Source organism: Clostridium sp. AM54-37XD, assembly GCF_003478225.1.
Lineage (GTDB): Bacteria > Bacillota > Clostridia > Lachnospirales > Lachnospiraceae > Coprococcus > Coprococcus ammoniilyticus.
On sequence record NZ_QUEV01000018.1, the window covers coordinates 1 to 26799 of the forward strand.

The window sequence follows — 26799 nt, forward strand, 5'->3', positions numbered from 1 at the left end:
TATAAAATGTAAAATACCCACTGATGAATATTCATCAGTGGGTATTTATTGTTTTATGTATGTTCCAGTTTGATCTGTACCCCTGCTCTTATTCCGCAATCTTGAAACTTTCGCTTTTGCAACATGTTCCAGAACTATTTGATCTGCTTTAAGATATTGAGAAGATATTCTTTTAACTGTATCCTGTCATTGATGAAAGTATCGTTCAGTTCAATATATCCATCTTTGTCAGTATGTTCATATTTGAATATGTGTGACTGCTTGAACTTGTTCTGGCGGATAAACGAACTTGTTTTTGTAGTGTATGCCGTTTCTGGGCGGGCTTTTTCTTTATAAGCACTTTCGACATAACAGGCAACATCCTTGTGGATAGCAGTCTGTTCTAATGGCAGATAGAAATAATTTTTATAGTCCTTATAAAAATATTTCAGTGTATCATGGATAACTGGAATATCGATCGTCACGACTTCATCTATGCCTGATATATGTATATCATTACAGTTGGTATCAAATGGAATCGCAAGCCTTCCTGTCTGTATACAGATCGTAAACTGTGTATCGGTACAGGTAGTTTTCGATATAGAAAAATTGCCTTCAAAGAAGGAAGTAAGTGTAAGGGAACCGGACACATAGAAAAGTCCATAGATGTCATCCTTATTATGAGATAAAAGCATATCCTGTAATTGTGTATCTTTTGTACCTAAATAGTCCTGGTAGGTATCGATCAGAAGACCGCCGGAGTGAAATTCATCCCGTTCCATTCCCATAACAGATTCCAGAGCAGACTGTTTCATTGAATCCATCTGAAGCAGCTTTTTATATTTCCTTATTTTCCGATAGACATCGATACTGGTAATTGAATCGAAGGATATCTCCTGACGGAACTGTCGGTATTTTTCCTTTATATATGGCAGATCGAAGGTGTCGCCATTGTATGTAACGAGATATTTGTAATCAGCCAATATATCCTTAAATGCAGCGAGCATCTTTGGCTCGGAACAACCGTCATCATTGAATAATAAGGTAATACGAAACTGTTCGTCGTTTAGAATCGTTCCATATCCGATCAGATAAAGATCTGACCGGGCAGCGCTTAATCCGGTTGTTTCAATATCAAAGAAGAGATATTGATCCGGCGTTTCTTTCATCCAGTTCAGATTAACTGAAGAAAGTGGCATCGTATAGTCGTATTGAATCATAGTATGTAACCTCAAATGTAAAAAAATCGAATAATCTCATGATATGCCCCTGCGATCAAAAAATCAATCTGATATTTCCATAATGAGAAAACTGTGTTATACTTGGCATAGTAAAATTTGGAGACATATTATTATGATAGCATACATTTCAGGAGCACTTGTCAGTGCAGGAGAGAATTATATAGTGATCGATAACCACGGTATGGGATATCGGATCTTCGTATCTGGTAAGTTTCTTGAGCATATTCCAGCATATGGAACGCAGATCAAAATATACACACACATGTATATAAGAGAAGATGAATTGACATTGTATGGGTTTCATTCAGAAGAGGAATTATCTGTATTCCGTATCTTGATCGGAATCAGCGGGGTAGGTCCGAAAGTCGCTATGGCAATCCTTACAGCTCTTACGATCCAGGAGCTTCAGCTCGCGGTGATCTCAGAGGATGCGAAGACGATATCAAAAGCAAATGGTGTCGGCGCCAAGGGTGCATCAAGGATCATATTGGAATTAAAAGATAAGTTAAAGATGGAAGATATGATGGATGCAGCCTATGAGCAGTCGATCGTACAGAATACACAAGATTTAAATGCAGCAAGAGATGCGATTCTTGCACTTGTAAATCTGGGCTATTCGAATTCCGAAGCAGCACTTGCCGTAAAAAAGATTGGGGATACCAGTCAGATGGATATAGAATCGATATTAAAGGCAGCATTGAAGAAATTAATATAAAAACAGATACAGGTGGACACAGTGGGTAGAATTATTTCAACAGAAGCAGATATAGAAGAATTAAATAGTGAATATAGTTTGAGACCAAAGTATCTGGATGAATATATTGGACAGAATAAAGTAAAAGAGAATCTGAAGATTTTTATTGAGGCGGCAAAGAGGAGAAATGAACCGTTAGATCATTTACTCTTATATGGTCCGCCGGGCCTTGGTAAAACGACACTAGCATCCATAGTTGCAAATGAGATGGGTGTTAATATCAAGATCACATCAGGACCGGCAATCGAGAAGCCGGGCGAACTGGCAGCTATTTTAAATAATCTGTCAGAGAATGATATATTATTTATTGATGAGATTCACAGATTAAACAGTCAGGTAGAGGAAGTCTTATATCCTGCAATGGAAGATTTTGCGATTGATGTCGTGATCGGAAAAGGAGCAGGAGCAAGGTCAATCCGTCTGGATCTTCCGAAATTCACATTGATCGGAGCAACGACAAGAGCCGGTATGCTGACAGCACCGCTTCGTGACCGATTTGGCATGGTTGATCGGCTGGAATTCTATTCACCGGAGGAATTGAAGCAGATCGTAATACGGTCCGGGGATGTACTGGGTGTAGAGACCGATGATGCGGGCGCACTTGAAATTGCAAAACGATCCAGAGGAACACCAAGACTTGCCAATCGTCTGTTAAAGAGATGCCGGGATTTTGCACAGGTATGCCACAATGGCTGTATCGATTATGAGGTTGCAAAGACAGCACTGGATAAGCTTGAGGTTGACTCCATGGGACTTGATAATACAGACCGGAACATATTAATGACAATGATAGAGAAGTTTGGTGGAGGTCCGGTGGGACTGGATACTCTGGCTGCTGCCATCGGGGAAGATTCCGGCACGATTGAAGATGTATATGAGCCATATCTGATCAAAAATGGTTTTATCAACCGGACACCGAGAGGACGGGTTGTAACAGAACGGTGTTATAAGCATTTCGGACTGGATGCATTTATCGAATAGGTTATTTTAGTCCATACAATAAATGAATTACGGGAAAATAATACCTGTATGGTACAGGTAAAAAATATATATGAAAGAAATAAAATGAAATATAAAGGAGGAGAGTCATGTCACAAAAAAATGATATCCCGGTGGTTATTAACAATAAAGTGTATACATTGAGCGGATTTGAAAGTGAAGAATATCTCCAGAATGTAGCTTCTTATATCAATGGTAAGATCCAGGAATGTCAGTCTTCCGAAAGTTACCGCCGTTTTAATGCAGAATATCAGAGTGTATTACTTGCACTTAATATCGCAGATGATTACTTCAAAGCGAAGCTTCAGGTAAATCAGATGCTGACGGAGGATGACGATAAGGACAAACAGATTTATGACCTCAGACATGAAGTGATCGAGACACAGATCAAATATGAATCTGCACAGAAAATGATTGATGAATATAAAGAAAAAGTCAATGCTCTGCAGAGAGAAATAATAAAGTTGGAAGCAGAAAATAATGTTAAATAGACCTGAGATTTTAGCTCCGGCAGGCTCTATGGATGCGCTGAAAGCTGCGGTAAGTGCAGGCGCTGATGCATGCTATGCCGGAGGCGATATGTTCAGCGCCCGTGCATTTGCCGGAAACTTTGATACAACAGAATTACTGGAAGCAATTGATTACTGCCATATTCATAATGTGAAGTTATATATGGCAGTTAATACTTTGCTCAAAAATAGTGAAATGAAGAAACTGATTCCTTACCTTGAGCCTTTTTACAGGGAAGGTGTAGATGGGATTATTGTACAGGATGTCGGTGTTATAAGAAGTCTTTCACAGGCATATCCGGATCTGCCATTACATGGAAGTACACAGATGAGTGTATGCAGTACCTATGGGGCAGAATTTCTTAAAAATCTTGGGCTGACAAGATTTGTTCCTGCAAGGGAATTATCCTTAAAAGAAATAAAATCAATTAAAGAAGCGGTTGATATTGAGATTGAAACATTTGTGCATGGTGCGATGTGCTTCTGCTATTCAGGGAAATGTCTGATGAGCAGTTTTGCAGGCGGAAGAAGCGGCAATCGTGGACGCTGTGCACAACCATGCAGAAAGGCATATAACAGCAGAAAGTTTAATCATGAATATGCCCTCAGCATGAAGGATATGTGTACACTTGCGGATTTACCACAGTTAATCGAGGCAGGGATTGATTCCTTTAAGATCGAAGGAAGAATGAAGAAGCCGGAGTATGTAGCTGCGGCAGTTCATGCATATTCTGAGATTACAGATGAATACATAAACGGTCATGTGAATGAGAAACGGATCAAATATCATACAGACCGGCTGATGGATATCTATAACCGCGGTGGTTTTTCTTCCGGCTATTATTATATGAAGAACGGTAAGGAAATGCTTGCAAACAAGCGTCCGAATCATACCGGTACATTGATTGGTAAAGTGGAAGCTGTGGAAGCACCCCATGTATACATCCGTCTGGAACGTGGAATTCAGGCAAAGGATGTTCTGGAGATCCGTACCGGAACAGAACAGAATATTGAACTGACTTCGAATATAACCGCACAGGCCGGACAGAAGATCCGACTGAATGCGAATAATCTTCGGCAGATCCGAAAAGATATGCAGGTCTATCGGACAAGAAATAATGCGCTTATTGATGATATTAACGTAAGGTTTATACAGAAGGAAAAACAGACGGATATCTATGGAAAGGTGACTGCAAAGATTGGAAAGCCGATCATGCTGGAGTTGTTTTCAGATGTGGATGATATCTCGGTAAAGGTAAGCGGAGAATGCGTGTCACAGGCTGCAAAACGTCCGGTTGAGGTGACGCAGATCATAGATAAGCTGTCAAAGACCGGTGGAACAGGATTTAACTTCTATCTGGAAGCGGAGTGCGATGAGAATATATTTATTTCTCTTGGAAGTCTGAATGTATTAAGACGGGAAGCCGTCCGCCAGTTGGAACAGGCATTGATTGGACGATATAAACGGACGATACCGGATGATAAGAAGTTGCTGGCGGAGGAAACTATTTATGATCAGAAACAGACAGATACCAGAGATGCTATGGAATGCGGTTGCTATGTATCTGTAAAAACAATAGAACAATTTCGAATTGTTAATAATTATAAATTGGTACAACATGTTATAATTGATCATAATATCGTGCATGAAGCAGAAATCGGAAAAATGAGAGGAAATAAAAAGATCTATGTTTCCTTTCCGGATATCCTGCGTGAGAATAAGAAACAAGGAATAAAAGATCTGTATTTTCTGTCTGGAATGTTTGAGGGTATCTATATTAAGAATATAGATGAGATTGGTTTTCTGAAGAAGCAGGGATATAAGGGAATGGTATTGCTTGATCCATTCTTATATGCATATAATGATGAAGCTGTTTTATTCTATAAGGAGCTGTTTCCACAGGTAATGCTGATCGGTTCTGTGGAACTGACACATCAGGAATGGAGCGGTCTCTGTGAAACAGATATTGAAAGATTATATGGATATCAGCCGGTTATGATCACAGCCCAGTGCTTTGTTAATAACTATCTGGACGGATGTGGTTATAATAAACGAGAACGTTTCTCGTTCCGGGATGAAAAGGGCAATCGCTTTTATAGTGTGAATAACTGCCGGGATTGTTATTCTGTTATATATAATGGGGTTCCGACAAACAATATCAAACAGTTGACAAATAACAGAAATACTGATATAACCAATGAATATTTGATTGATTTTACCATCGAAAACGAAGATCAGACGAAGAATGTGATGGAGCTTCTCATGAAGTTCCATGCCGGAGATATGGATGAAGAATTCGATGAGATGGATTATACAAGAGGACATTATATAAAGGGTATTGAATAATGGCAACTATTATTACAGAGATATCAAAATACTTAATCATATTTTTTATGGTTCTGTATACAATTAAATGTTTTACGGTGCTGAAACCGGTGCGGGAAGATAAAAAGAATCATGCATTAAATGTGCAGATCGTCTATGTGTTTATTATACATTTTTTATGTTATCTGACACTGTTTTTAAAATATAAAACGATCAGTATCGTGATCTTTTATCTGCTGCAGATGATCGTTTCTATTGTATATATGGTATCGTATCATGGAATATACAAGAAATCTTCCAGATTGATCACAAATAATATGTCATTTTTGCTGTTGATCGGATATGTCATGCTGACCAGACTGGATTTTGATCTGGCAAAAAAACAGTTTGCATTTGCAACGATCACACTGGTGATCACGGCATTTATTCCGCTTGTGATCATGAAATGCAAAAATCTGAAAAACTGGGATATTTTCTATGCAATCCTTGGAATCGGTTTTCTAATTACAGTCTTTGTTCCATTTCTTGGAGTATCCAAATACGGCTCTACAAACTGGATCCAGATTGGATCGATTTCCCTGCAACCGATGGAATTTGTAAAGATTATATTTGTATTCTTTCTGGCAAGCGCTTTAAACAAAGCAAAGGAATTTAAAGATTACATTAAAGTTACACTTGTTTCCGGTATCTTTATGCTGATTCTGGTAGCAGAAAAGGATCTGGGTGGTGCAGCAATCTTTATGATGATCTTTATCATGATGATCTATCTGGCAACACAGAAGACAATGATCCTGATCGGTGGTCTGGGTGGTGCAGCAGTCATTGCAACGGTTGGATATTCGCTGTTAAAAGACAAATTCAGTCATGTAACAACCCGAATCAACGCGTGGTTAGATCCATTTTCCTATATTAATGACGCCGGATATCAGATTTGCCAGTCACTATTTGCGATCGGATCGGGCGGGATGGAAGGAAGAGGTCTGGGTAAAGGGCTTCCAACAGCAGTTCCGGTAGCGTCCAGTGATTTTATCTTTTCTGCGATCTGTGAGGAACTGGGTGTTGTGTTTGCGCTGTGTCTGATCCTGATGTATATCAGTTGTTTTATATATTTTATAAATATATCCATGAAGATCCGTAACTCATTTTATAAGAATGTTGCATTTGGATTCACGATCTGTTTTATATTCCAGACATTTTTGAATATTGGCGGTGTAACAAAGTTTATCCCGTCTACCGGTGTGACACTTCCGCTTGTCAGTTATGGTGTAAGTTCAGTTGTGAGCACATTATTCCTGTTTGGAATCATTCAGGGAATCTGTGTACTTGAAAATAATGGAGTTGGTGGTAATGAAGAGCAAACGGTCTACAAACAAAGCAATCATGAAGAAGTATTCTCAGGGGAGTAGAGAAGCACAGGAAAAACAGAAAAATGACAAAAAGAATGTTCCTGTTCTTGTGATCACATATTTTGTTATATTTATTTTTATCGGCATGATGGTGCATCTTGTTAAATATGTTGTTGTCGATGCAGATTCAGATATTGCAAATTCATACAACAAAAGACAGAATCTGTATGCAGAAACAGTAATAAAAGGTCAGATCATTTCAGATGACGGAGTTGTTCTGGCGGAGACAAAAACGGATGATGATGGAAACGAAACCAGAGTTTACCCATACAGCAATATGTTTGCACATGCAGTTGGTTATGATAGCAATGGACAGGCAGGTCTGGAAATGGTTTCCAATTATTATCTGCTGACATCTAACCAGAATATTTTATATCGTATTTATCACGCATTATCTGATAAGAAGGATATGGGAAATAATGTTATAACAACACTGGATTATGATCTGCAGAGTACAGCATATAATGCACTTGGTGATAATGATGGTGCGGTCGTAGCGATCGAGCCATCAACTGGAAAAATCAAAGCAATGGTTTCAAAGCCGGATTTTGATCCGAACCAGATCTCCTCTGTTATAGAAGAAACAGCAAATTCGGACAGCTCCTGTCTACTAAACCGTGCAACCCAGGGAATGTATCCGCCGGGATCGACATTTAAGATCCTTACAACACTGGAATATATAAGAGAAAATCCCAACTATAAGTCATATTCCTATGAATGTGAGGGGGATGGCATATTTAACAGTGTATCCATTCACTGCTATAATCATAAGGTGCACGGAACCGTTAGCCTGGAGGATTCTCTGGCGTATTCCTGTAATACATCCTTTTCCAATATCGGAACGAAACTTGATATGGATGCATTAAATAAATTGTGCGGAGACTTTCTGTATAATAAAGAATTGCCGTATGATGGCTATTATAAGAAATCCAGTTATACCATGACATCAAAAACAGATAAGTCCCTGATTCCACAGACAGTAATCGGACAGGGAGAGACACTGATCACGCCGCTTCATAATGCGATGGTCATGTGTGCAATCGCAAATGGTGGGGTTCTTATGAAGCCATATATGATGGATCGTATTGAGAACTGTGACGGAAGCGTTGTAAAAAAATTCTCCAAGGATTCTTATGGCAGGATCATATCCTCAGCAGAAGCACAGACATTGACAGAGCTTATGATGTCGGTAACGGAATATGGTACAGCGTCCGATTATTTTTCAGGAGCTGAGTATACAGTAGCAGGTAAGACGGGAACTGCAGAGTTTAATGAGAACAAGGATTCCCACTCCTGGTTTATAGGTTTCTCCAATGTCAATAATCCGGATCTGGTGGTCTGCGTTCTGATAGAAAATGCAAGTAATACCGGAGCATCTGCAACATCAATCGCCAGAAAGATATTTGATGCATATTATAATTAATCAGCTTGAAATAATGCAGTAATACTGATATACTTATAACCAATTAAGGACTGGCAGGGTAAGCCGGTTCAGAGTTTTATTCGTAGTCGAATGTGAGTAGAACTTGAAGCATTTACAACACCGAAAAGACAGGAGGAACTGCTGTGATCGAAGCAACAAGCTGTGGAGGTGTGGTAATCTTCAGAGGAAAAGTATTATTACTGTACAAAAACTACAAAAACAAATATGAAGGATGGGTTCTCCCGAAGGGTACAGTTGAGAAAGGTGAAGAGCATAATCAGACTGCACTTAGAGAAGTAAAAGAGGAGACAGGTGTTAGCGCATCTATTATTAAGTATGTAGGAAAAAGCAATTATACATTTAATACTGCTTTTGATGTGGTAAACAAGGATGTACACTGGTATTTGATGATGGCGGACAGCTATTACAGCAAACCGCAGCGTGAAGAATATTTTGTGGATTCCGGTTACTACAAGTATCATGAAGCCTACCACCTTCTGAAGTTTCCGAACGAAAAGGATATTCTGGAACAGGCATATGCAGAGTATGTAGAATTGAAACGGAATAATCTTTGGGGAAGCAGAAAGTATTTTTAAGGTTCAAAATCTGACTGTTTATTATGAATGGTCAGATTTTTTGCTTTCAGGATAATGAATGGCAGGCGTACGGAAATAACACAAAAATGAAAAAGTGATCAAGGAAGGATGCTGGTTCGGATGAACGGATTAACAGACAGGAAAGAAACAGATAACAGAGAAATGGCAACGCAAAACAATGACCATGAGAATTCATCACAGAGTGGAAGAAAAAAGAATGGAATATTGTTAAATCTTATACTTGCAGTATGTGTACTTGTTTTCCTTGGCTGTGGCTGCTATCTGGGTGTTTATTTTTTTACCAGCAGACAGGCAGAGTCAGCGTTTGCAGAGATCAAACTGGAAGTGGAGCAGGACAATTGTACGGAAGAAACCGGAAAACCGGTTTATACAACAGTACAGGAAAAAAAGGTTTATAAAAAGTACGCATCTGTATATGAGGAGAATACAGACTTTGTTGGATGGCTGTATATATATGGAACAAGAATCGATTATCCGGTCATGTATACGCCAGAGAATGAAGAATATTATATCCATCGGAATTTTCAGGGGGGTTACAGTGCTGCTGGTACGTTATTTGCAGCAGCAAACTGTTCCCCGACAGGGAAGGTATCTGACAATGTCATTATATACGGACATAATATGAAAGCAGGGACGATGTTTCATGATCTGTTAAAATATGAAGATGAAGATTTCTATAAAGAACATCAGACGATCATATTTGATACCTTAGATGGACCGGGTACATATACAGTGATCGCCGCTTTTTATACAAAAGCCTATCCGGAAGGGGATACAGAGCATTATAATATATATGACTTTGCAGATGCGGGATCAAAAGAGAAATTTGATGATTATGTCAGCCGGGTAAAAGCAAATACACCATATACGATCGAAGAAACGGCATCCTATGGGGACAAGCTGCTGACCTTATCCACCTGTGCGTATCATACAGAAGATGGACGGTTTGTTGTGGTTGCAAAGAAGATCGGCAACAACAGCCGGCTGCAGTAAAAGAGTCTGTATTTGGGTGTGCATCTAGCGGGCAAATATTGGGCAAAATAGTTGAAATGCCTGCATTTTGAGTAATAAAAAAAGCCACAAAATGGCTTAAAACTTAGATTTTTTATTATGCAAAATACAAAGAGTGCCGGCAGCGGGACTTGAACCCGCACGATGTTGCCACCAACAGATTTTGAGTCTGCCTCGTCTGCCAATTCCGACATGCCGGCGTCTGTGAACCTTTGTAATAGTAACACATGGCTACAACAGTGTCAATGATTATTTCCTGAAATGAGGTGCGAAACAATGATGAAACGTAGTGTAAAACAACAACTGAATGCAAAGCTGAATGAGATGAATATGAATCTTGCAAACAATTATAAGGATCTGGCACATGATGCCTTAAAGGAGCTGGATCAGATGGTGGAAGATCTGAAACAATCCGGAGATCTAAAGGAAAAGGATTACCAGAAAATGCGCCAGATGGTTGACGGATATAAGGTAAAGCTTTCCGATTATCATCATTAAAGGCTGATCAGCTCATTTTAATTATTTCTTTTTTTAGTTTCTTTATAATCTTTTTTTCAAGACGGGAGATATAAGACTGGCTGATTCCTAACAGGTCAGCCACTTCTTTCTGGGTGCGTTCTACACCGTTAATCGTGTTGATCCCGTACCGCAATTCAATAATGGTACGTTCCCGTTCTGTCAGGTGAGAGACTGCTGCCGTTAACAGGGAATGATCCATTTCTGTTTCCATATTCTTGTAAACCGTATCTTCCTCGGTTCCAAGAATGTCAGATAATAATAATTCATTTCCATCCCAGTCAACATTCAATGGTTCATCAATCGAAATCTCCATGCGGAGTTTGCTGTTCCTGCGGAGATACATAAGGATTTCATTTTCGATGCATCTGGATGCATAGGTTGCCAGCTTGATGTTTTTGTCGCATTTAAAGGTATTGATTGCTTTGATCAGTCCAATCGTACCGATTGAGATCAAATCTTCTACGCCAATTCCGGTGTTGTCAAATTTCTTTGCAATATAAACAACCAGACGAAGATTCCGTTCAATCAGTATTTTTTTAATCTCCTGATCGTCGCCGTTCCCAAGTCCGGCTACCATGGCACTTTCTTCATATGGTTCTAATGGGGCAGGAAGAATATCACACCCGCCTATGTAATGGACATCTCTGGAGGATGAAGGAAATAAGGTCATAATATTGGATACCATTGAAAATTTAAAATCTCGATTTGCGAATGTGTTTATCATAGTTTCTTACCTTTCTCATATATACTGAATTTAATAAAATACATTTCTTCATATGACTGATCTGTAACGTATGTCTGCTGATCCCGATCAGTGGCCGGTTGCAGATTATATGATTATTAATAAAGAAAAAGTCACAGTCAAATGCCAGCATCAGATCCGATTCCGAACTGATCGTTCGGTAGGGGATCAGGTGGATGCCCTCCGGCATATATATGGAGGACTTTCGATCAAATGGCTGGATCCCATTTGTATAATCGTATACAAGCGCATGAAGCTGCAGGGGCAACAGGTCATACATGATTTCCGGTGAGGCGATGACCACATGTTTGCCGGTTGAAATATCTTTCAGCGTATTGCCGGTATCCAGATAGCCGGTTGCCTGTACAACATTCTGTTTTCTGCCAATAAACAAATTGGAAAAATAATTCATATGTTTTTCTTTCAATTGATTTGCAAATGCAATTATATATAGATGCGGTGAAATAATACGTCGGATTAAGGAATTTGAAACCAAGGAATACCGACGTAAAATGACAAATGTGGATAAACAGGGGATAAAATCCCTGTTTTTTAGACTGAAAATCCTATTTTTGTGTATAAATCTGTTGATAATGTGGAAAAGTTTCAACTTTACTTACATTTTTCGATATTTTCAAACAATTAACAACATTTGATGAAATCATAAGAATATTCTAAATATCAATAAAAAATCATATGATTAAGAGATAAAAATAATACATAAAAAGCGGGATAGTAAGGGAAAATGGAAAATAATATTGATACGCAATTGGAACTTGCACTGGAGACCATGCAGTCATATGAGGACAGCGAATCGGAGCTGTATGTTGGATACAATGCAAAAGATCGGAGTTGGCAGCTTCTGATCCGTTATAATGATGATATTACAGATTTGGTGGATCGATATCTGACACGGATCTATTATCTGCTGGCTGGATATGCAATTATAGAAATAAAGGAAGTGTATATCAATGCATTTGCAGCAGATTCCAGAATCCTGTATGTGGATAAACCAAAGAGTGTAGATCAGCAGGTATCCTATGCGCAGTATGCCTCCTGCCTGTCCGGAACCTTCATTAATAACTACGGACTGGATGGAAACGGAACCCTTCTTGCAGTTATAGATTCTGGTATTGATTATCGGCATAATGAATTTATACGTGACGGAAAAAGCAGGATTCTGGAATTATGGGACCAGCAGGCAGAATATCAGAAGGAATATGTGAATCCATACGAACTTGGACGCATTTATACAAATGAAGAACTGAATGCAATACTAGATGGAAACTACACAGGAAGTCTTCCGTCAGAGGATCGCTCCGGTCATGGTACGCAGGTGACTGCCATAGCAGCAGGAACCAATATCGGTGTAGCTCCACAGACGGAGCTTCTGATCATTAAAGTAGGAAGTGATACGGCATCCAGACTTCCGACTACACTGGGAATGATCCTTGGAATTGATTATGCACTGCGAAAGGGAATAGAACGTAATCAACCGATATCTGTAAATCTTAGTTATGGTAATAATTATGGTTCTCATAAGGGTGATTCGTTGATGGAAAATTATATCAATGACGTTTCAAGGCTTGCGGTGTGTTCCATATCTACCGGAACCGGAAATGATGCGATTAACCGGAGACATCAGCGGGTAATCCTTGGAAATACTTCCTACCGTATGATCGATCTGCTGGTCAGTGATTATGTGACATCCTTTAATCTGCAATTATGGAAAAATTATAACGACCGGTTTGATGTTATGATCATTACACCAAATGGTGATATCGTTCTGACTTTGAGTGAATCGCAGAATATTGGAACCGGAACTTATCGGAATACATTTGTCAAAGGAATCTATGGAACGCCGAATCCATATAACCGGAATCAGGAGATATTTGTCTCATTTCAGGGGCGGGATAATTATATTGATAAAGGACAATGGAAGGTTTTGATCCATCCGAAGCAGATCGTCAGTGGGGTAGTGGATGCTTATCTGCCAATCCGTGCAAGTTTGACCGGAAATGTTGAGTTCTTAAATCCAACAGAATTTGGGACATTAACGATTCCTTCTACGGCGGAAGGACTGATCACAGTAGCGGCCTATGATCAGAATGTCGATGATTTTGCATATTTTTCCGGACGGGGTTATACAGCAAATGATCAGATTAAACCGGATCTTGCTGCACCCGGTGTGGATATTTATACTGCATATCCGGGAAATGATTATTCCTTTGCGTCGGGAACATCTATGGCGGTACCATTTGTATCCGGTTCTGCATGTCTGCTGATGCAGTGGGGAATTGTGAATGAAAATGACCCATTTCTATATGGAGAAAAACTGAAAGCTTCGTTGATCCGGGGAGCGAAAAGGATAAAATCAGCGAGAACGTATCCAAATATCTATGTCGGTTGGGGAACTTTATGTGTAGAAAATTCTATCCGATAGAAAAAAGAGCCAGTCACTAGAAGATCTAGTGATTGGCTCCACTTAATACATGATCTTTAATTGCTTTAAAACTTTCTTTACTGATTACATGCTCAATCTTGCAGGCATCGGCAGATGCGATATCGGGATCAACACCAAGCTGTATAAGCCAGGCAGAGAGAAGCTCATGTCGTTCATATATCATCTCAGCAATTTCTTTTCCTGAATCGGTGAGTGAAATAAACCCTGCATCACTCATTGTTATGTAGTTATTCTCACGAAGATTCTTCATAGCAACACTGATGCTTGATTTCTTATAACCAAGTTCATTTGAGATATCAACCGAACGGACAACAGGAAGCTTCTTGCTTAATACCAATATCGTTTCCAGATAGTTTTCAACTGATTCATTCGTTGTTAACATAGCTTTACCCCATTAAAAATTTATTTACAGAAAATTATATCACAAACCGGAATAAGGTTCAAATGAAAGAAAGATAAAACTAATGGCATCCGTGACAATTGTTACAGTTTCCTCCGCACTGAACAGATTTTCCGGACTTTTTATCTTTTATCATTGAACGAATTGCAAGTACGCATACAATTATAATAATGGCAGCAACAATAATAGTTCCTATATATTTCTCCATAATAATCCAACCTTTCAATTTTATAATCGTAATTAGTTTAAACTAACCATATAAAAATGTCAAGCATAATAAATAAATTTGCTTTTTAAGAATATAGCTATGTTATATACGACTAAGATGCGTTACAAGCTTCTAAATGATGTTATAATTTTCTAAAAAATGTTATTGACTTCTAATGTGGGTTAGTATATACTAACGATGAAATTTAAAACAGCATATTGCTTAATGATAAATTTATACGATTATGAAAGAAGATGGAATATGATGCCTTTAACTTTTATGAATATTGGAGAAACAAAGACCATTACCAAAGTTGGTGGAAAAAATGAAACAAGACAGTTTCTTGAGAAGCTTGGTTTTGTCGTGGGTGGAGAAGTAACAGTTGTTTCAGAGATAAACGGTAACATGATCGTAAATGTAAAAGAATCCAGAGTTGCCATCGGAAAAGATATGGCAGCCAAAATTATGGTATAAGGATGACGAAAAAAACAGAAATATAAGTATTTGCACATTGGTAGCTGCCGGTGCAATTGTTTATATATACAAATGTATAAGAAGAAAAACCATCACAGAATCCGGTCTGAATATGTGGAGACGTTCTTATATGTATAAAGAAAAAGAAGGAGCAAAATGGTATGAAGACATTAAGAGAGGTTGCCGTTGGACAGACAGTTAAGGTAACAAAACTTGTTGGCGAAGGACCTGTAAAGAGACGTATCATGGATATGGGAATTACAAAAGGTGTAGAAATCTATGTCAGAAAAGTTGCACCGCTTGGTGATCCGGTTGAAGTAACAGTACGCGGTTATGAGCTTTCTTTAAGAAAAGCAGATGCCGAAATGATCGTTGTTGAATAAATGTGTGGATCGTACCGATCCTACATACAACGAAGCAGATGATTTACTTATTTGATGAATCATAGAAAATGACAGACAAAAAGGAAGGAGCATAAAAATGTCAGTTAAAATAGCGTTGGCAGGTAATCCAAACAGTGGAAAGACAACATTATTTAACGCACTTACAGGTTCAAACCAGTATGTAGGTAACTGGCCTGGTGTAACAGTAGAAAAAAAAGAAGGAAAATTAAAGGGTCACAAAGATATTATCATCACTGACCTTCCCGGTATTTATTCACTTTCTCCATATACATTAGAGGAAGTTGTTGCCAGAAATTATCTGATCAAGGAATATCCGGATGCGATCATCAATATTATTGATGGTACGAACATCGAAAGAAATCTGTACTTATCAACACAGTTGATCGAGTTGGGAATCCCGGTTATCATGGCAGTTAACATGATGGATCTTGTAAAGAAGAATGGTGACAAGATCGATATCAAGAACCTGAGCAATGCACTTGGATGCGAGGTTGTAGAGATCTCGGCATTAAAGGGTACTGGAATTGATGAAGTAAAAGAAAAAGCGGTTGCGGCAGCACAGAAGAAAGTACAGAATAAGCGTGTACATAGCTTCGATCAGGCTGTTGAAGATGCAATCGACAGCGTAAGTGCAAAGCTTACAGTTGAAGAAAGAAAAAAGAGATTCTTTGCCATCAAGCTTCTTGAAAAAGACACAAAGATTGCAGAGCAGATGGACAGTGTTCCGGATTGTAAAGATGAGATCAAAGCACTGGAAGACAAATTTGATGATGATACAGAGAGTATTATCACCAGTGAGAGATATGCATATATCTCATCTATCATTGGAAAGTGTGTAAAGAAGAATGCAAAGGGCGAAAAGCTTACAACTTCAGATAAGATCGATAAGATCGTTACAAACCGTATCCTTGCACTTCCGATCTTTATCGTTGTAATGTGGCTGGTTTATTATATCGCAATGTCAACCGTCGGTGCATGGTGCACAGACTGGACAAATGATAATCTGTTTGGTGACGGTTTCCATTTATTCGGTATCGGAAGCAAAGATTATGAAGAAGCATCCGGTGATTATGATGCAGCATCAAATGCACTTGATGCATATGGCGTACTTGTAACAGATGATGAAGATGCTGTTGATGTTGATGCAACAAAGGCAGCGATCGAAGCAAATACAAATACAGAAGCAAGTGTGAAGTATCAGATGGAAGATGAAGAAACTCTTGATACTTACGATATCGATGTATATTATTCAGAAGTACCTGCCGGTGCAAAAAAAGATAAGACAAATGCTATGTCTTATTTAGATGCAGTAGAATACTTCAACAAGACAGAAATGGCAGAGATCGATCCTGCTGATTATGGTGTGTTTGTTCCGTCCATTCCTGATCTTGCGGAAAGAGGTCTTGATAAGATCGGATGTGCAGACTGGTTAAAGGGACTGATCCTTGACGGTATAATCGCCGGTGTTGGTGCTGTACTTGGATTTGTACCTCAGATGCTTGTATTGTTCATCTTACTTGCAATCCTTGAGTACTGTGGCTACATGGCACGTATCGCATTCATCATGGACCGTATCTTCAGAAAATTCGGCCTTTCGGGAAAGTCCTTCATTCCTATTCTTGTAGGTGTAGGTTGTGGTGTTCCTGGTATAATGGCATCTCGTACAATTGAAAATGAAAAAGATCGTCGTATGACAGTTATGACAACAACATTTATTCCTTGTGGTGCTAAGGTTCCGTTTATCGCTATGATCGCAGGTGCGATTTTCGGTGGATCTTCACTGGTTGCTACAAGTGCTTACTTTATCGGTATTGCAGCAATTATCTGCTCCGGTATTATCTTAAAGAAGACAAAGATGTTCGCAGGAGATCCTGCTCCATTCGTTATGGAGTTACCTCCTTACCATATCCCGACAATCGGTTCTGTATTAAGAAGTATGTGGGAGCGTGGCTGGTCATTCATTAAGAAGGCCGGTACCATCATCCTCCTCTCAACAATCCTTGTATGGTTCACAACATACTTCGGTATTCTGGATGGTAAATTCCAGATGCTTTCAGAAGATCAGATCGACCACAGTATCTTAGCTAAGATCGGTGGAGCAATCTGCTGGATCTTCAAGCCACAGGGATGGGGCGACTGGCAGGCAACTGTTGCATCTATTACAGGCCTTGTTGCTAAGGAAAACATCGTTGGTACTATGGGTATCCTTTATGGTGGTGGGGAAGGCACTGTATACAGCGAGCTTGCAAAAGCATTCACAACAGCAAGTGGTTTCTCATTCCTCGTATTCAACTTACTCTGTGCTCCATGTTTCGCAGCAATGGGTGCTATTAAGAGAGAGATGAACAGTGCAAAATGGTTCTGGTTTGCAATCGGATATCAGTGTGGTTTTGCATACCTTGTATCCCTTGTTGTTTACAGAATTGCAGGACTCTTCACAGGTGCATGTTCATTCGGTATCGGCACTGTTGTTGCAATTCTGATCATCGTTGCTTTCTTCTTCCTGTTATTCCGTCCGGATCCAAACAAGAAGGTCAAGACAAGCAAAGAATTCTTAAATGCATAATTATAAAGGCTAACATATAATACACATACAATACGATGCGCGCTTCCCTTTGTGGCAGCGCGCATTTTGTGTATCGGTTATTATACAGAAATCAGATTTATATAAATTCCTGTCTGCCGGCTGGCGTTCATAGAATTGACAGACAAGATGACAAATGTAGATATTTATTAAAACTCCGTGAAATGAGTTGACAAATAAATGTATGATAGAGGAAAATGAATGTATACTATAATACAAGAGCACTTACTTGTCAGAAATGTTTTTTGAAAGTACAGATGTAAGATGATTGAGATGTCTGTATAATTAACGAATGACGAATTGGAGGTTTTTACTATGGCAGTTACACATTTAAATGAAAAAGAATATGAAGATCAGGTTTTAAAGGCAAAGGGACTTACGCTGGTTGATTTCTGGGCCACCTGGTGCGGACCATGCAGAATGGTTGCACCGATCGTTGAAGAATTGGCTGACGAATTTCCAGAGGTAAAGGTATGCAAGGTAGATGTAGATGAGAATCAGGAACTTGCACTTGCAAACAAGGTTGTATCAATTCCGACATTTTTATTATATAAAGATGGAGAAGTTATAAAGAAAATCGTGGGAGCAGTTCCAAAATCCGAGCTGATCCAGGCAATCCGCCAGTTTCAGTAGATAAGAATGCAGTCCAAAACGCTTGCAAAAGAAAGCATATTATTATAAGATGAAAGACAGCGACCAGATAAATGGGTACATGAATTGACTAATTTACTAAACGGAGGTTTACAAATGAAAATGTTATCATTATCAGAGGAACTTAAGGGTAATTCTTATCCCGGCAGAGGAATCGTGATCGGACGTTCGGAAGACGGAACAAAGGCAGTTACTGCATACTTTATCATGGGTAGAAGTGTGAATTCCAGAAATCGTGTATTTGTTACAGAGGGCGAAGGAATCCGTACAGAAGCATTTGATCCATCCAAGCTTGAGGATCCGAGTCTTATCATTTACGCACCGGTTCGGGTTCTTGGCAACCGGACGATTGTAACAAATGGTGATCAGACCGATACGATCTTTGATGGAATGGATAAAGAGCTTACATTTGAACAGTCACTGAGATGCCGCGAGTTTGAACCGGACGGTCCAAACTATACACCGAGAATTTCCGGAGTTATGCATATCGAAGGCGGACAGTATGACTATGCAATGTCTATCTTAAAGAGCAATAACGGAAATCCATCGGCATGCAACCGATATACATTTTCATATGAGAATCCAGCAAACGGAGAAGGACATTTTATTCATACATATATGCATGATGACAATCCACTTCCAAGTTTTGAGGGAGAACCGAAGTTAGTTGGTATATCAGGTGATATCGATACATTTGCAAATATGGTATGGGAAAGCCTGAATGAAGATAATAAGGTATCTTTGTTTGTCAGATATATTGATATCGCAACAGGAAAGTATGAGACAAGAATCATCAACAAGAATAAATAATCATCATGAATCGGGAGGAAATACAGAATGAACGAAATTCAATTAAAATACGGATGCAATCCAAATCAGAAGCCATCAAGAATCTACATGGAAGATGGAAGTGATCTTCCGGTTACCGTATTAAATGGTAAGCCGGGCTACATAAATTTTCTGGATGCATTTAATGGCTGGCAGCTTGTTAAAGAATTAAAGGCAGCAACCGGACTTCCTGCAGCTACATCTTTTAAGCATGTATCACCGGCAGGTGCAGCGGTAGGACTTCCTCTTACAGATACACTTGCAAAGATCTACTGGTAGATGATCTTGGTGAACTGTCACCGCTTGCATGTGCATATGCAAGAGCCAGAGGCGCAGACCGTATGTCATCCTTTGGTGATTTCATTGCATTGTCAGATGTCTGCGATGCAGATACAGCCCGTCTCATTAAGCGTGAAGTATCAGATGGTGTAATTGCTCCCGGGTATACAGACGAAGCTATGGAGCTTCTTCTGAAGAAGAAGAAAGGTAATTATAATATTATCCAGATCGATGAGAATTATGTTCCTGCTGAGATTGAACGCAAACAGGTATTTGGAATTACATTTGAGCAGGGAAGAAATGAACTGAATATCGATAAGGATCTTTTATCCAATATTGTAACAGAGAATAAAAATATACCGGAAGAAGCTCTTATCGATATGAAGATTGCACTGATCACATTAAAATACACACAGTCTAATTCTGTATGCTATGTAAAGGGCGGGCAGGCAATCGGTATCGGGGCCGGTCAGCAGTCCAGAATCCACTGTACAAGACTTGCCGGTCAGAAGGCAGATAACTGGTGGCTTCGTCAGTCTCCTCAGGTTATGGGGCTTCAGTTTGTTGATGGCCTTGGACGTGCAGACAGAGATAATGCGATCGATGTATATATGGGTGATGAATATGAGGATGTTCTCCGTGATGGCGAATGGCAGAAGCGTTTCAAGGTAAAGCCGGAAGTATTCACAGCAGAAGAAAAGAAAGCATGGCTTGCCGGAAATCAGAATGTTACACTTGGTTCTGATGCATTTTTCCCATTCTCAGATAACATTGAACGTGCTAAGAAGAGTGGTGTTGCATACATTGCTCAGCCGGGTGGATCTGTCAGAGATGATCTTGTAATCGAAGCATGTGATAAATATGGAATGGTAATGGTATTTACAGGAATCCGTTTATTCCATCACTAATCAGGAGTTTATTGCTATGGCAGGAAGAAATCGTAGAAGACACAGAAAAAGAAAATCCAATATAGATTTTGGCAAAGTGTTTTTCTTTTTAGTCACCTGTCTGGTCATTGTTTTTGCGGCTGTTGTAATATTATCAAAGATCATATCGCATAAGGACCGCTATTTTGATGAAGGACTGGCATTTTATCAGAATGCAGAATACGATAAGGCACTTGACCGGTTTGCCGATGCACTTTCTGAAAAACAGATCTTTTCTCAGAATAAAGACAAGAATACCAGACTGTATATGGCAGATATTTATATGAAGACCGCTGATTATGATAAAGCGGTAGAAGAATATGATACTATTTTACAACAGACATCTGCAGATAAAAAGAATGTCGGTAAAATGAAGGAGATCGCCCAGGCATTGGCTGACTTTTCGGACAGCAATTATGCCGGGGCACTCCCGGTTCTGGAGCAGTATGTAAAGGATTATCCGGAATTATATCTGTATATAGGAACCTGTTATGCATCTATGAATGATGCAGAGCATATGTTTGGGAATTATGAAAAATACATAGATAAATATGGATATAATTCATATCTGTATGCCCAGTATGCCGCTTATTATATCAGTATCGGTGAGATGGACAATGCATATGGGTATATTAATAATGGACTTGCAAGCGATAATACCTTCCAGAAAGAGTTGCGTTTGCAGGAGATCAGTTATTATGAAAAGATCCAGAACTATGATAAGGCTTATGAACTTGCGAAAGAATTATATGAGCTTTATCCAGAGTATCAGGATGGTGTAGATGAATATAATTTCCTTTATACCAGAGTATCCCGTGATGATGAATAGTTAGAATTGGCAGGAGGCATTTTATTCGTGGAAATACAATTATGGAAAGAGATATTATCTCCGTATGAGCAGGCTGTAGATGAACTGCTCTTGAAATTTAAGCATATTATAAAAGATTATCGAAGTCAGGGACTGTATTCTCCAATTGAGAATGTAACCGGACGTGTAAAAAGAATTTCAAGTATTTTGGATAAGATGCAAAAGAAACATATTCCGATGGATCATATCGTGGAAGAGATGGATGATATCGCCGGAATCCGTATCATGTGCCAGTTCGAAGAAGATATTTACAAGGTTGTAGAGATCATAAGGAATCGCAGGGATATGTCAATCCGGGAAGAAAAAGACTATATCACGAATGCAAAAACAAGCGGGTACAGAAGTTTTCATATTATATTAAATTATGATGTATATACGATTAAAGGGCTTCAGACGATTCAGGCAGAGATTCAGATTCGTACAATGGCGATGGATTTCTGGGCAACGATAGAGCATTCCCTTCAGTATAAGTATCGTCATAATATGCCGGAACATATCCGGAAAAAACTGTTAAATGCAGCAAATGCAACTGTGGCGCTGGATCAGGAAATGTCATCTGTCCGGGGTGAGATTATGGATGCACAGAATTCGTTTAATTATAAGGCATCTATCGTTGCAGATATTTTAACAAATATTCAGAATTTGTATTATGTAGGCAACCAGCGTGAGGTTGTGAAGATACAGAATGAATTTTATGATATTTACCAGAAGGATGATCTGGAAAAGCTGGAGGATTTTTCCAAACAGCTTGATATTATCGCAGAAGGATACAAAGCACAGGGGTTATAGATTATGAACTTACCGGAGTCATTTACAAACAGGATAAAGACACAGTTAGGAGACGACTATGATGCATATATGAATTGTCTGGATCAGGGCATGCATCATGGACTTCGCGTGAATACAAATAAAATCAGTGTGGAAGATTTCTTGAAAATCTCTCCATTTGAATTAAAGCCTGTACCATGGACAACAAATGGTTTTTATTATGATGATAAAGCACGTACACCATCCAAACATCCATATTATTATGCAGGTCTTTATTATATTCAGGAACCGAGTGCGATGGCACCGGCGAGTATTCTTCCTGTTGAAGATGGGGATGTGGTTCTTGATATCTGTGCAGCACCGGGAGGTAAATCAACCGAGCTTGCAGCAAAACTTCATGGCACCGGGTTTCTGATCTCAAATGATATCAGTAATTCCAGAGCTAAGGCATTATTAAAAAATCTGGAATTATTCGGGATCGGTAATATGTGTGTGGTAAGTGAAGCTCCGAATAAGCTGAGCACAAAATTCTATCAGACCTTTGATAAAATTTTGATTGATGCGCCTTGCTCCGGTGAAGGAATGTTCCGTAAATCCCAGTCAATGGTAACAGCGTGGGAAAACAATGGTGTTGAGTTATTTGCCGGTTTACAGCGTGGAATCTTAAATGAAGTTGTAAAAATGTTAAAACCGGGTGGAACCATGCTGTATTCGACCTGTACGTTTTCTCCGGAAGAAAATGAACAGTCAATCGAATATCTTTTATCACTGGATGATACATTAGAATTAGTCGAAGTTCCGAAGTATCCGGGTTTTTGCAATGGAAATCCTGCGTGGGGAAAGACCGAAAATGCAGAACTTGAAAAATGTGCAAGATTATGGCCGCATCATATCGAAGGGGAAGGGCATTTTGTTGCACTTATTCATAAAAAAGAGGCAGAACAGACACAGGTATTTCAGTCATGGATACACAGAGGCTGTAAGCCGGATAAAAATGCAGAAGAATTCCTTGCGCACGTTTCATCGGATGCCGGGATCCGGTCTGCATATATTGAGGAAAATAAAGGAAGACTGTATTATATGGCAGAACATATGCCGGATGTATCCGGGCTTCGGATGTTAAGACAGGGATTGTTCCTTGGCGAGATCAAGAAGAACCGGTTTGAACCGAGCCAGTCACTTGCTATGTATCTGAAACAAGGACAGTTTGATAATGAAGTAAATCTGACTTCTTCAGATGACCGTGTTTTAAGATATCTGAAAGGCGAGACGATCGAAGTATCGGATCAGAAAATTAAAAATGGATATGTGCTTGTTCTGGTGGACGGATATCCGCTTGGATGGGCAAAAAATACAAACGGAACGTTAAAGAATAAGTATTTATCTGGATGGAGGATGATGTCATGAGTAAAATAGCAGTCGTTACCGGAGCTTCTTCCGGACTGGGCAGAGAGTTTGTTGTTCAGATCAGTGAAAAATATAAGACAATCGACGAGATATGGGTGATCGCCAGGCGTGCAGAACGCTTGTATGCCTTAGAAAGAGAGATTGAAGGCAAGAAGATTATTGTTCTCCCGCTGGATATCACAAAGCAGGAAGATCTTGAAGCCTATAAGAAGATGCTTGCAAAGGAACATCCATGGGTACGTGTTCTGGTGAATGCAGCAGGATATGGCATTATGGGACATGTAGAAGATGTTGTATGCGAAGAACTTACCGGAATGATCGATGTTAACTGTAAGGCTTTAGTTGCCATGACGAAGATTACTCTGCCATATATGAAAGAACAGAGCAATATCATTAATATTGCATCATCAGCGGCATATCTGCCACAGCCATCCTTTGCTGTATATGCAGCAACAAAATCCATGGTTAGAAGCTTTTCAAAAGCATTAAATAAAGAATTGGAGGACAGAGGTATTACAGTGACAGCAGTATGTCCGGGACCGGTCAATACAGAGTTCTTTGATGTTGCCGAGAAATATTCCCATACAAAGGCATTTAAAAGATTGTTCCGTGTAGAAGCAAAGAATGTGGTAAAACGGGCGTTATTTGATGCGTATTACCTGAAGACAGAATCTACCTACAGCATAACGATGAAAGCGTTTAAGATCGTAACAAAGCTGCTGCCGAATGACTGGATCGTTTCCATGATCAAATAGAGACAGATATCCGGTAAATACAGAGATTTGCCGGGGTATGAAGAACATTATAATAAAAACAGAACAGGACAAAAGCAATGGAAAAAGGACAGTATGGATATATAAAAAAACATAAGAAAAAGATCATAACCAGTATTATTATACTTGGTGTTATGATCCTGACAGGAGTAATTCTTTCGCTTGCCATGTTTAAAACAACAAAAACCTTGATCATCATACTTCCGATATTGATCAGCCTGCCATTTGCCAAACAGATCGTAGCACTTATCATGTGTTCCAAATTCAAGCCTTTAACAGAGGAAGAACACAAGAAGATAGAAAAAGGGATCCATTATGAGAACCGGGACGGCATCCTGTATGATATCTCGCTCAGTCGATATGAAGGAATATTGTTTTTCCCTGCCGTGATCGTGCGGGATGGCAGAATGTTATTCTTATATCAGAAAGCATTTGACAAGAAGATTCCGGATGTGGAATTCCTGAAAAAAGAAATTACACGTTCCTTTGAAATGATAAAGAAACCATATGTTATCGTTACAGCGTTAACCGTGGATGAATTTATAAAGAAAGCGGAAACGATCAAAGAACCGGATGAAGATTATCTGGTAAAGGATCAGTCTATGCGTGAAAAATTATTTGAACTTGGTGTATAGGAGTCGGGCATGAAAGAGATCATTATATCGCAGAACGAAGCGGGACAGCGTGTGAACAAATTTCTTTTGAAATATCTGAATAAGGCACCGTCAAGCTTTGTTTATAAGATGATACGAAAGAAAAACATCAAATTGAACAATAAGAAAATTGAAGGAAACGAATACGTCTATATCGGAGATACGATCCAGATCTATATGTCTGATGAAACGATCGCCAATTTCAGGGAAGATGTCAGTGGAACACACAGCACTTCCTCTAAAAAGAAGATTCCGGTTGAGATCATCTATTTGGATGAAAATATTCTGATCGCAGACAAACCGACTGGCGTCCTGTCACAGAAGGCATCAAAAGATGATTACTCTTTTAATGAAGCATTGATCGACTATCTGCTTGATAGTGGGCATATCACAACTGAAGAACTGAGAACTTATCGTCCGTCTGTATGCAATCGTTTAGACCGCAATACATCCGGACTCATTCTTTGTGGGGTGAGTCTTACCGGAAGTCAGGAATTATCCAGAATTATAAGAGAACATTTATTACATAAATATTATTATACACTTGTACGGGGACGTGTGACACAGAAGCTTGACAGTACCTGTTATTTACAGAAGGATAATGCAAAAAATATAGTTCGGATATCAGATTACCCATGGAAACAGGGCAAGAGTGAAGAAATTCATTCAATCTTTTATCCGGTAAAAAAAAATGATGATTATACATTGGTAAAGGTTGAGCTTATTACAGGTAAGTCTCATCAGATCCGTGCACAGTTAAAGCATCTGGGATATCCGGTAGTCGGCGATACAAAGTATGGCATACCTGTAGTGAACCGGTATTTTGCAGATGCTTATCATGTAAAGCACCAGCTTCTTCATTGCGGAAACATTATATTTAAAGAAACAGACGGTCCGCTTTCTTATCTGGGCGGAAAAGAGTATTCGGCATTTCTTCCGGAACCGTTTCGGACGATCGAAAAAGATTTATTTAGGTAATTTGGAAAATAACTTTGATAAAAGCAGAATCGGATAAAAGATAAAGAGGCAGAATCGGATGGCAACTTGGAATTCCAGAGGACTTCGTGGTTCCTCACTTGAGGAACTGATCAATTATACAAATGAATATTATCGGGAAAAGAAGCTGGCAGTTGTCCAGAAGATCCCGACTCCGATCAAACCGATCCGTATGGATAAAGACAGCAGCCAGATCACGCTGGCATATTTTGAAAAAGATTCTACGGTCGATTACATCGGTGTCGTACAGGGCATTCCGATATGCTTCGATGCGAAGGAATGTGCGGTTGATACGTTTTCTTTACAGAATATACATGAGCATCAGTATCATTTTATGAAAGAGTATGAGGAACAGCAGGGAGTCAGCTTCCTGATCATATTTTTTACGCATAGAAACAAATATTACTATTTACGTTTTTCGGAATTAAAGACTTATATGGATCGCGTGAACGAGGGACATGCAAAGAATTTCAAATATGAAGAACTGAATCCGGATTTCTTTATTCATGCAAAAAATGGAGCACTGGTTCATTATCTGGAGCTTCTGGATAAAGATTTGCAGTTAAGAGCATAAAGGATCAGGAAAAATC

General features: G+C 39.2%; 27 protein-coding genes, 1 tRNA gene and 1 pseudogene. 23 read left to right on the plus strand and 6 right to left on the minus strand.

Annotated features, from left to right (window positions below; translation table 11 throughout):
- Positions 1 to 134: 134 nt before the first annotated feature.
- Positions 135 to 1199, minus strand: a complete 1065-nt coding sequence (locus DXA07_RS12545) for a ribonuclease H-like domain-containing protein (protein ID WP_021943816.1) — start codon at positions 1197 to 1199, stop codon at positions 135 to 137.
- 133 nt (positions 1200 to 1332) lie between these two features.
- On the opposite strand from DXA07_RS12545, the gene ruvA reads away from it, so the two are divergent.
- The 8 genes from ruvA (at position 1333) to DXA07_RS12585 (ending at position 10247) form a co-directional block, all read left to right on the plus strand.
- Positions 1333 to 1935: a Holliday junction branch migration protein RuvA gene (gene ruvA / locus DXA07_RS12550; RefSeq protein ID WP_118484833.1), complete on the plus strand. Its 603-nt coding sequence runs from the start codon at positions 1333 to 1335 to the stop codon at positions 1933 to 1935.
- A gap of 12 nt (positions 1936 to 1947) precedes the next feature.
- On the plus strand, positions 1948 to 2955 hold the full coding sequence (ruvB, locus tag DXA07_RS12555) for a Holliday junction branch migration DNA helicase RuvB (protein WP_347465363.1): 1008 nt from the start codon (positions 1948 to 1950) through the stop codon (positions 2953 to 2955).
- Positions 2956 to 3062: 107 nt separating this feature from the next.
- Positions 3063 to 3464, plus strand: coding sequence for a cell division protein ZapA (locus tag DXA07_RS12560; RefSeq protein ID WP_008400777.1), 402 nt, complete (start codon positions 3063 to 3065; stop codon positions 3462 to 3464).
- Positions 3454 to 5829 (plus strand): U32 family peptidase, encoded by a 2376-nt coding sequence (locus tag DXA07_RS12565; protein WP_118484835.1) that lies wholly within the window; start codon positions 3454 to 3456, stop codon positions 5827 to 5829. The genes DXA07_RS12560 and DXA07_RS12565 overlap by 11 nt, the downstream gene beginning before the upstream one ends.
- A complete protein-coding gene (locus DXA07_RS12570) occupies positions 5829 to 7214 on the plus strand; it encodes an FtsW/RodA/SpoVE family cell cycle protein (RefSeq protein WP_118484837.1) in 1386 nt (461 codons plus the stop codon). The genes DXA07_RS12565 and DXA07_RS12570 overlap by 1 nt, the downstream gene beginning before the upstream one ends.
- Positions 7156 to 8637 (plus strand): penicillin-binding transpeptidase domain-containing protein, encoded by a 1482-nt coding sequence (locus tag DXA07_RS12575; protein WP_021943821.1) that lies wholly within the window; start codon positions 7156 to 7158, stop codon positions 8635 to 8637. The genes DXA07_RS12570 and DXA07_RS12575 overlap by 59 nt, the downstream gene beginning before the upstream one ends.
- A gap of 143 nt (positions 8638 to 8780) precedes the next feature.
- Entirely contained in the window at positions 8781 to 9233 is a 453-nt protein-coding gene (locus DXA07_RS12580) for an NUDIX domain-containing protein (RefSeq protein WP_008400781.1), read from the plus strand.
- 120 nt (positions 9234 to 9353) lie between these two features.
- Positions 9354 to 10247: a class B sortase gene (locus DXA07_RS12585; protein ID WP_182427473.1), complete on the plus strand. Its 894-nt coding sequence runs from the start codon at positions 9354 to 9356 to the stop codon at positions 10245 to 10247.
- Between the two features lie 134 nt (positions 10248 to 10381).
- On the opposite strand, the gene DXA07_RS12590 is transcribed toward DXA07_RS12585, so the two are convergent.
- A tRNA-Leu gene (locus tag DXA07_RS12590) sits at positions 10382 to 10465 on the minus strand.
- Between the two features lie 76 nt (positions 10466 to 10541).
- On the opposite strand from DXA07_RS12590, the gene DXA07_RS12595 reads away from it, so the two are divergent.
- Entirely contained in the window at positions 10542 to 10763 is a 222-nt protein-coding gene (locus DXA07_RS12595; protein ID WP_021943823.1) for a hypothetical protein, read from the plus strand.
- Between the two features lie 7 nt (positions 10764 to 10770).
- Here the strand turns inward: DXA07_RS12595 and sigE are convergent, their stop codons facing one another.
- Both sigE and DXA07_RS12605 read right to left on the minus strand, forming a co-directional pair.
- The gene (sigE, locus tag DXA07_RS12600) at positions 10771 to 11469 is read right to left on the minus strand and encodes an RNA polymerase sporulation sigma factor SigE (RefSeq protein ID WP_226801017.1); all 699 of its coding nucleotides are present in this window, start codon (positions 11467 to 11469) and stop codon (positions 10771 to 10773) included.
- Positions 11470 to 11476: 7 nt separating this feature from the next.
- Entirely contained in the window at positions 11477 to 12136 is a 660-nt protein-coding gene (locus DXA07_RS12605; protein WP_348980832.1) for a sigma-E processing peptidase SpoIIGA, read from the minus strand.
- A gap of 135 nt (positions 12137 to 12271) precedes the next feature.
- On the opposite strand from DXA07_RS12605, the gene DXA07_RS12610 reads away from it, so the two are divergent.
- The gene (locus tag DXA07_RS12610; protein ID WP_118484841.1) at positions 12272 to 13969 is read left to right on the plus strand and encodes a S8 family peptidase; all 1698 of its coding nucleotides are present in this window, start codon (positions 12272 to 12274) and stop codon (positions 13967 to 13969) included.
- 25 nt (positions 13970 to 13994) lie between these two features.
- Here DXA07_RS12610 and DXA07_RS12615 read toward each other — a convergent pair whose 3' ends face one another.
- Together DXA07_RS12615 and DXA07_RS12620 are read right to left on the minus strand one after the other, a co-directional pair.
- Positions 13995 to 14372 carry a metal-dependent transcriptional regulator gene (locus DXA07_RS12615; protein WP_008400787.1) on the minus strand — a complete coding sequence of 126 codons (378 nt, stop codon included), beginning with the start codon at positions 14370 to 14372 and terminating at the stop codon, positions 13995 to 13997.
- A 79-nt stretch (positions 14373 to 14451) separates the two neighbouring features.
- The gene (locus DXA07_RS12620; RefSeq protein WP_117784873.1) at positions 14452 to 14598 is read right to left on the minus strand and encodes a FeoB-associated Cys-rich membrane protein; all 147 of its coding nucleotides are present in this window, start codon (positions 14596 to 14598) and stop codon (positions 14452 to 14454) included.
- A 261-nt stretch (positions 14599 to 14859) separates the two neighbouring features.
- On the opposite strand from DXA07_RS12620, the gene DXA07_RS12625 reads away from it, so the two are divergent.
- The 13 genes and pseudogenes from DXA07_RS12625 to DXA07_RS12685 all read left to right on the plus strand — a co-directional run bounded on the left by DXA07_RS12625 (position 14860) and on the right by DXA07_RS12685 (position 26783).
- Entirely contained in the window at positions 14860 to 15072 is a 213-nt protein-coding gene (locus DXA07_RS12625) for a FeoA family protein (protein ID WP_044945044.1), read from the plus strand.
- 161 nt (positions 15073 to 15233) lie between these two features.
- Positions 15234 to 15455, plus strand: coding sequence for a ferrous iron transport protein A (locus DXA07_RS12630; protein WP_008400791.1), 222 nt, complete (start codon positions 15234 to 15236; stop codon positions 15453 to 15455).
- Positions 15456 to 15552: 97 nt separating this feature from the next.
- On the plus strand, positions 15553 to 18042 hold the full coding sequence (locus DXA07_RS12635; RefSeq protein WP_118484843.1) for a ferrous iron transporter B: 2490 nt from the start codon (positions 15553 to 15555) through the stop codon (positions 18040 to 18042).
- 333 nt (positions 18043 to 18375) lie between these two features.
- The gene (gene trxA / locus DXA07_RS12640; protein ID WP_117822644.1) at positions 18376 to 18693 is read left to right on the plus strand and encodes a thioredoxin; all 318 of its coding nucleotides are present in this window, start codon (positions 18376 to 18378) and stop codon (positions 18691 to 18693) included.
- A 114-nt stretch (positions 18694 to 18807) separates the two neighbouring features.
- Entirely contained in the window at positions 18808 to 19521 is a 714-nt protein-coding gene (locus DXA07_RS12645; RefSeq protein WP_117822642.1) for an IMP cyclohydrolase, read from the plus strand.
- A 27-nt stretch (positions 19522 to 19548) separates the two neighbouring features.
- Positions 19549 to 20726 (plus strand): annotated as a pseudogene (locus tag DXA07_RS12650) (phosphoribosylaminoimidazolecarboxamide formyltransferase).
- Between the two features lie 16 nt (positions 20727 to 20742).
- Positions 20743 to 21573 (plus strand): tetratricopeptide repeat protein, encoded by an 831-nt coding sequence (locus DXA07_RS12655; protein WP_118484844.1) that lies wholly within the window; start codon positions 20743 to 20745, stop codon positions 21571 to 21573.
- A 27-nt stretch (positions 21574 to 21600) separates the two neighbouring features.
- A complete protein-coding gene (locus DXA07_RS12660) occupies positions 21601 to 22401 on the plus strand; it encodes a GTP pyrophosphokinase family protein (protein ID WP_117784869.1) in 801 nt (266 codons plus the stop codon).
- Between the two features lie 3 nt (positions 22402 to 22404).
- Entirely contained in the window at positions 22405 to 23787 is a 1383-nt protein-coding gene (locus DXA07_RS12665; protein WP_118484846.1) for an RsmB/NOP family class I SAM-dependent RNA methyltransferase, read from the plus strand.
- Positions 23784 to 24542 (plus strand): SDR family NAD(P)-dependent oxidoreductase, encoded by a 759-nt coding sequence (locus DXA07_RS12670; RefSeq protein ID WP_226801008.1) that lies wholly within the window; start codon positions 23784 to 23786, stop codon positions 24540 to 24542. The genes DXA07_RS12665 and DXA07_RS12670 overlap by 4 nt, the downstream gene beginning before the upstream one ends.
- Positions 24543 to 24619: 77 nt before the next feature.
- Positions 24620 to 25195 (plus strand): hypothetical protein, encoded by a 576-nt coding sequence (locus tag DXA07_RS12675; RefSeq protein WP_117807578.1) that lies wholly within the window; start codon positions 24620 to 24622, stop codon positions 25193 to 25195.
- Positions 25196 to 25204: 9 nt separating this feature from the next.
- Positions 25205 to 26191 carry an RluA family pseudouridine synthase gene (locus tag DXA07_RS12680; protein WP_117807577.1) on the plus strand — a complete coding sequence of 329 codons (987 nt, stop codon included), beginning with the start codon at positions 25205 to 25207 and terminating at the stop codon, positions 26189 to 26191.
- Positions 26192 to 26249: 58 nt separating this feature from the next.
- On the plus strand, positions 26250 to 26783 hold the full coding sequence (locus DXA07_RS12685; RefSeq protein ID WP_008400805.1) for a Holliday junction resolvase RecU: 534 nt from the start codon (positions 26250 to 26252) through the stop codon (positions 26781 to 26783).
- Positions 26784 to 26799 lie beyond the last annotated feature (16 nt).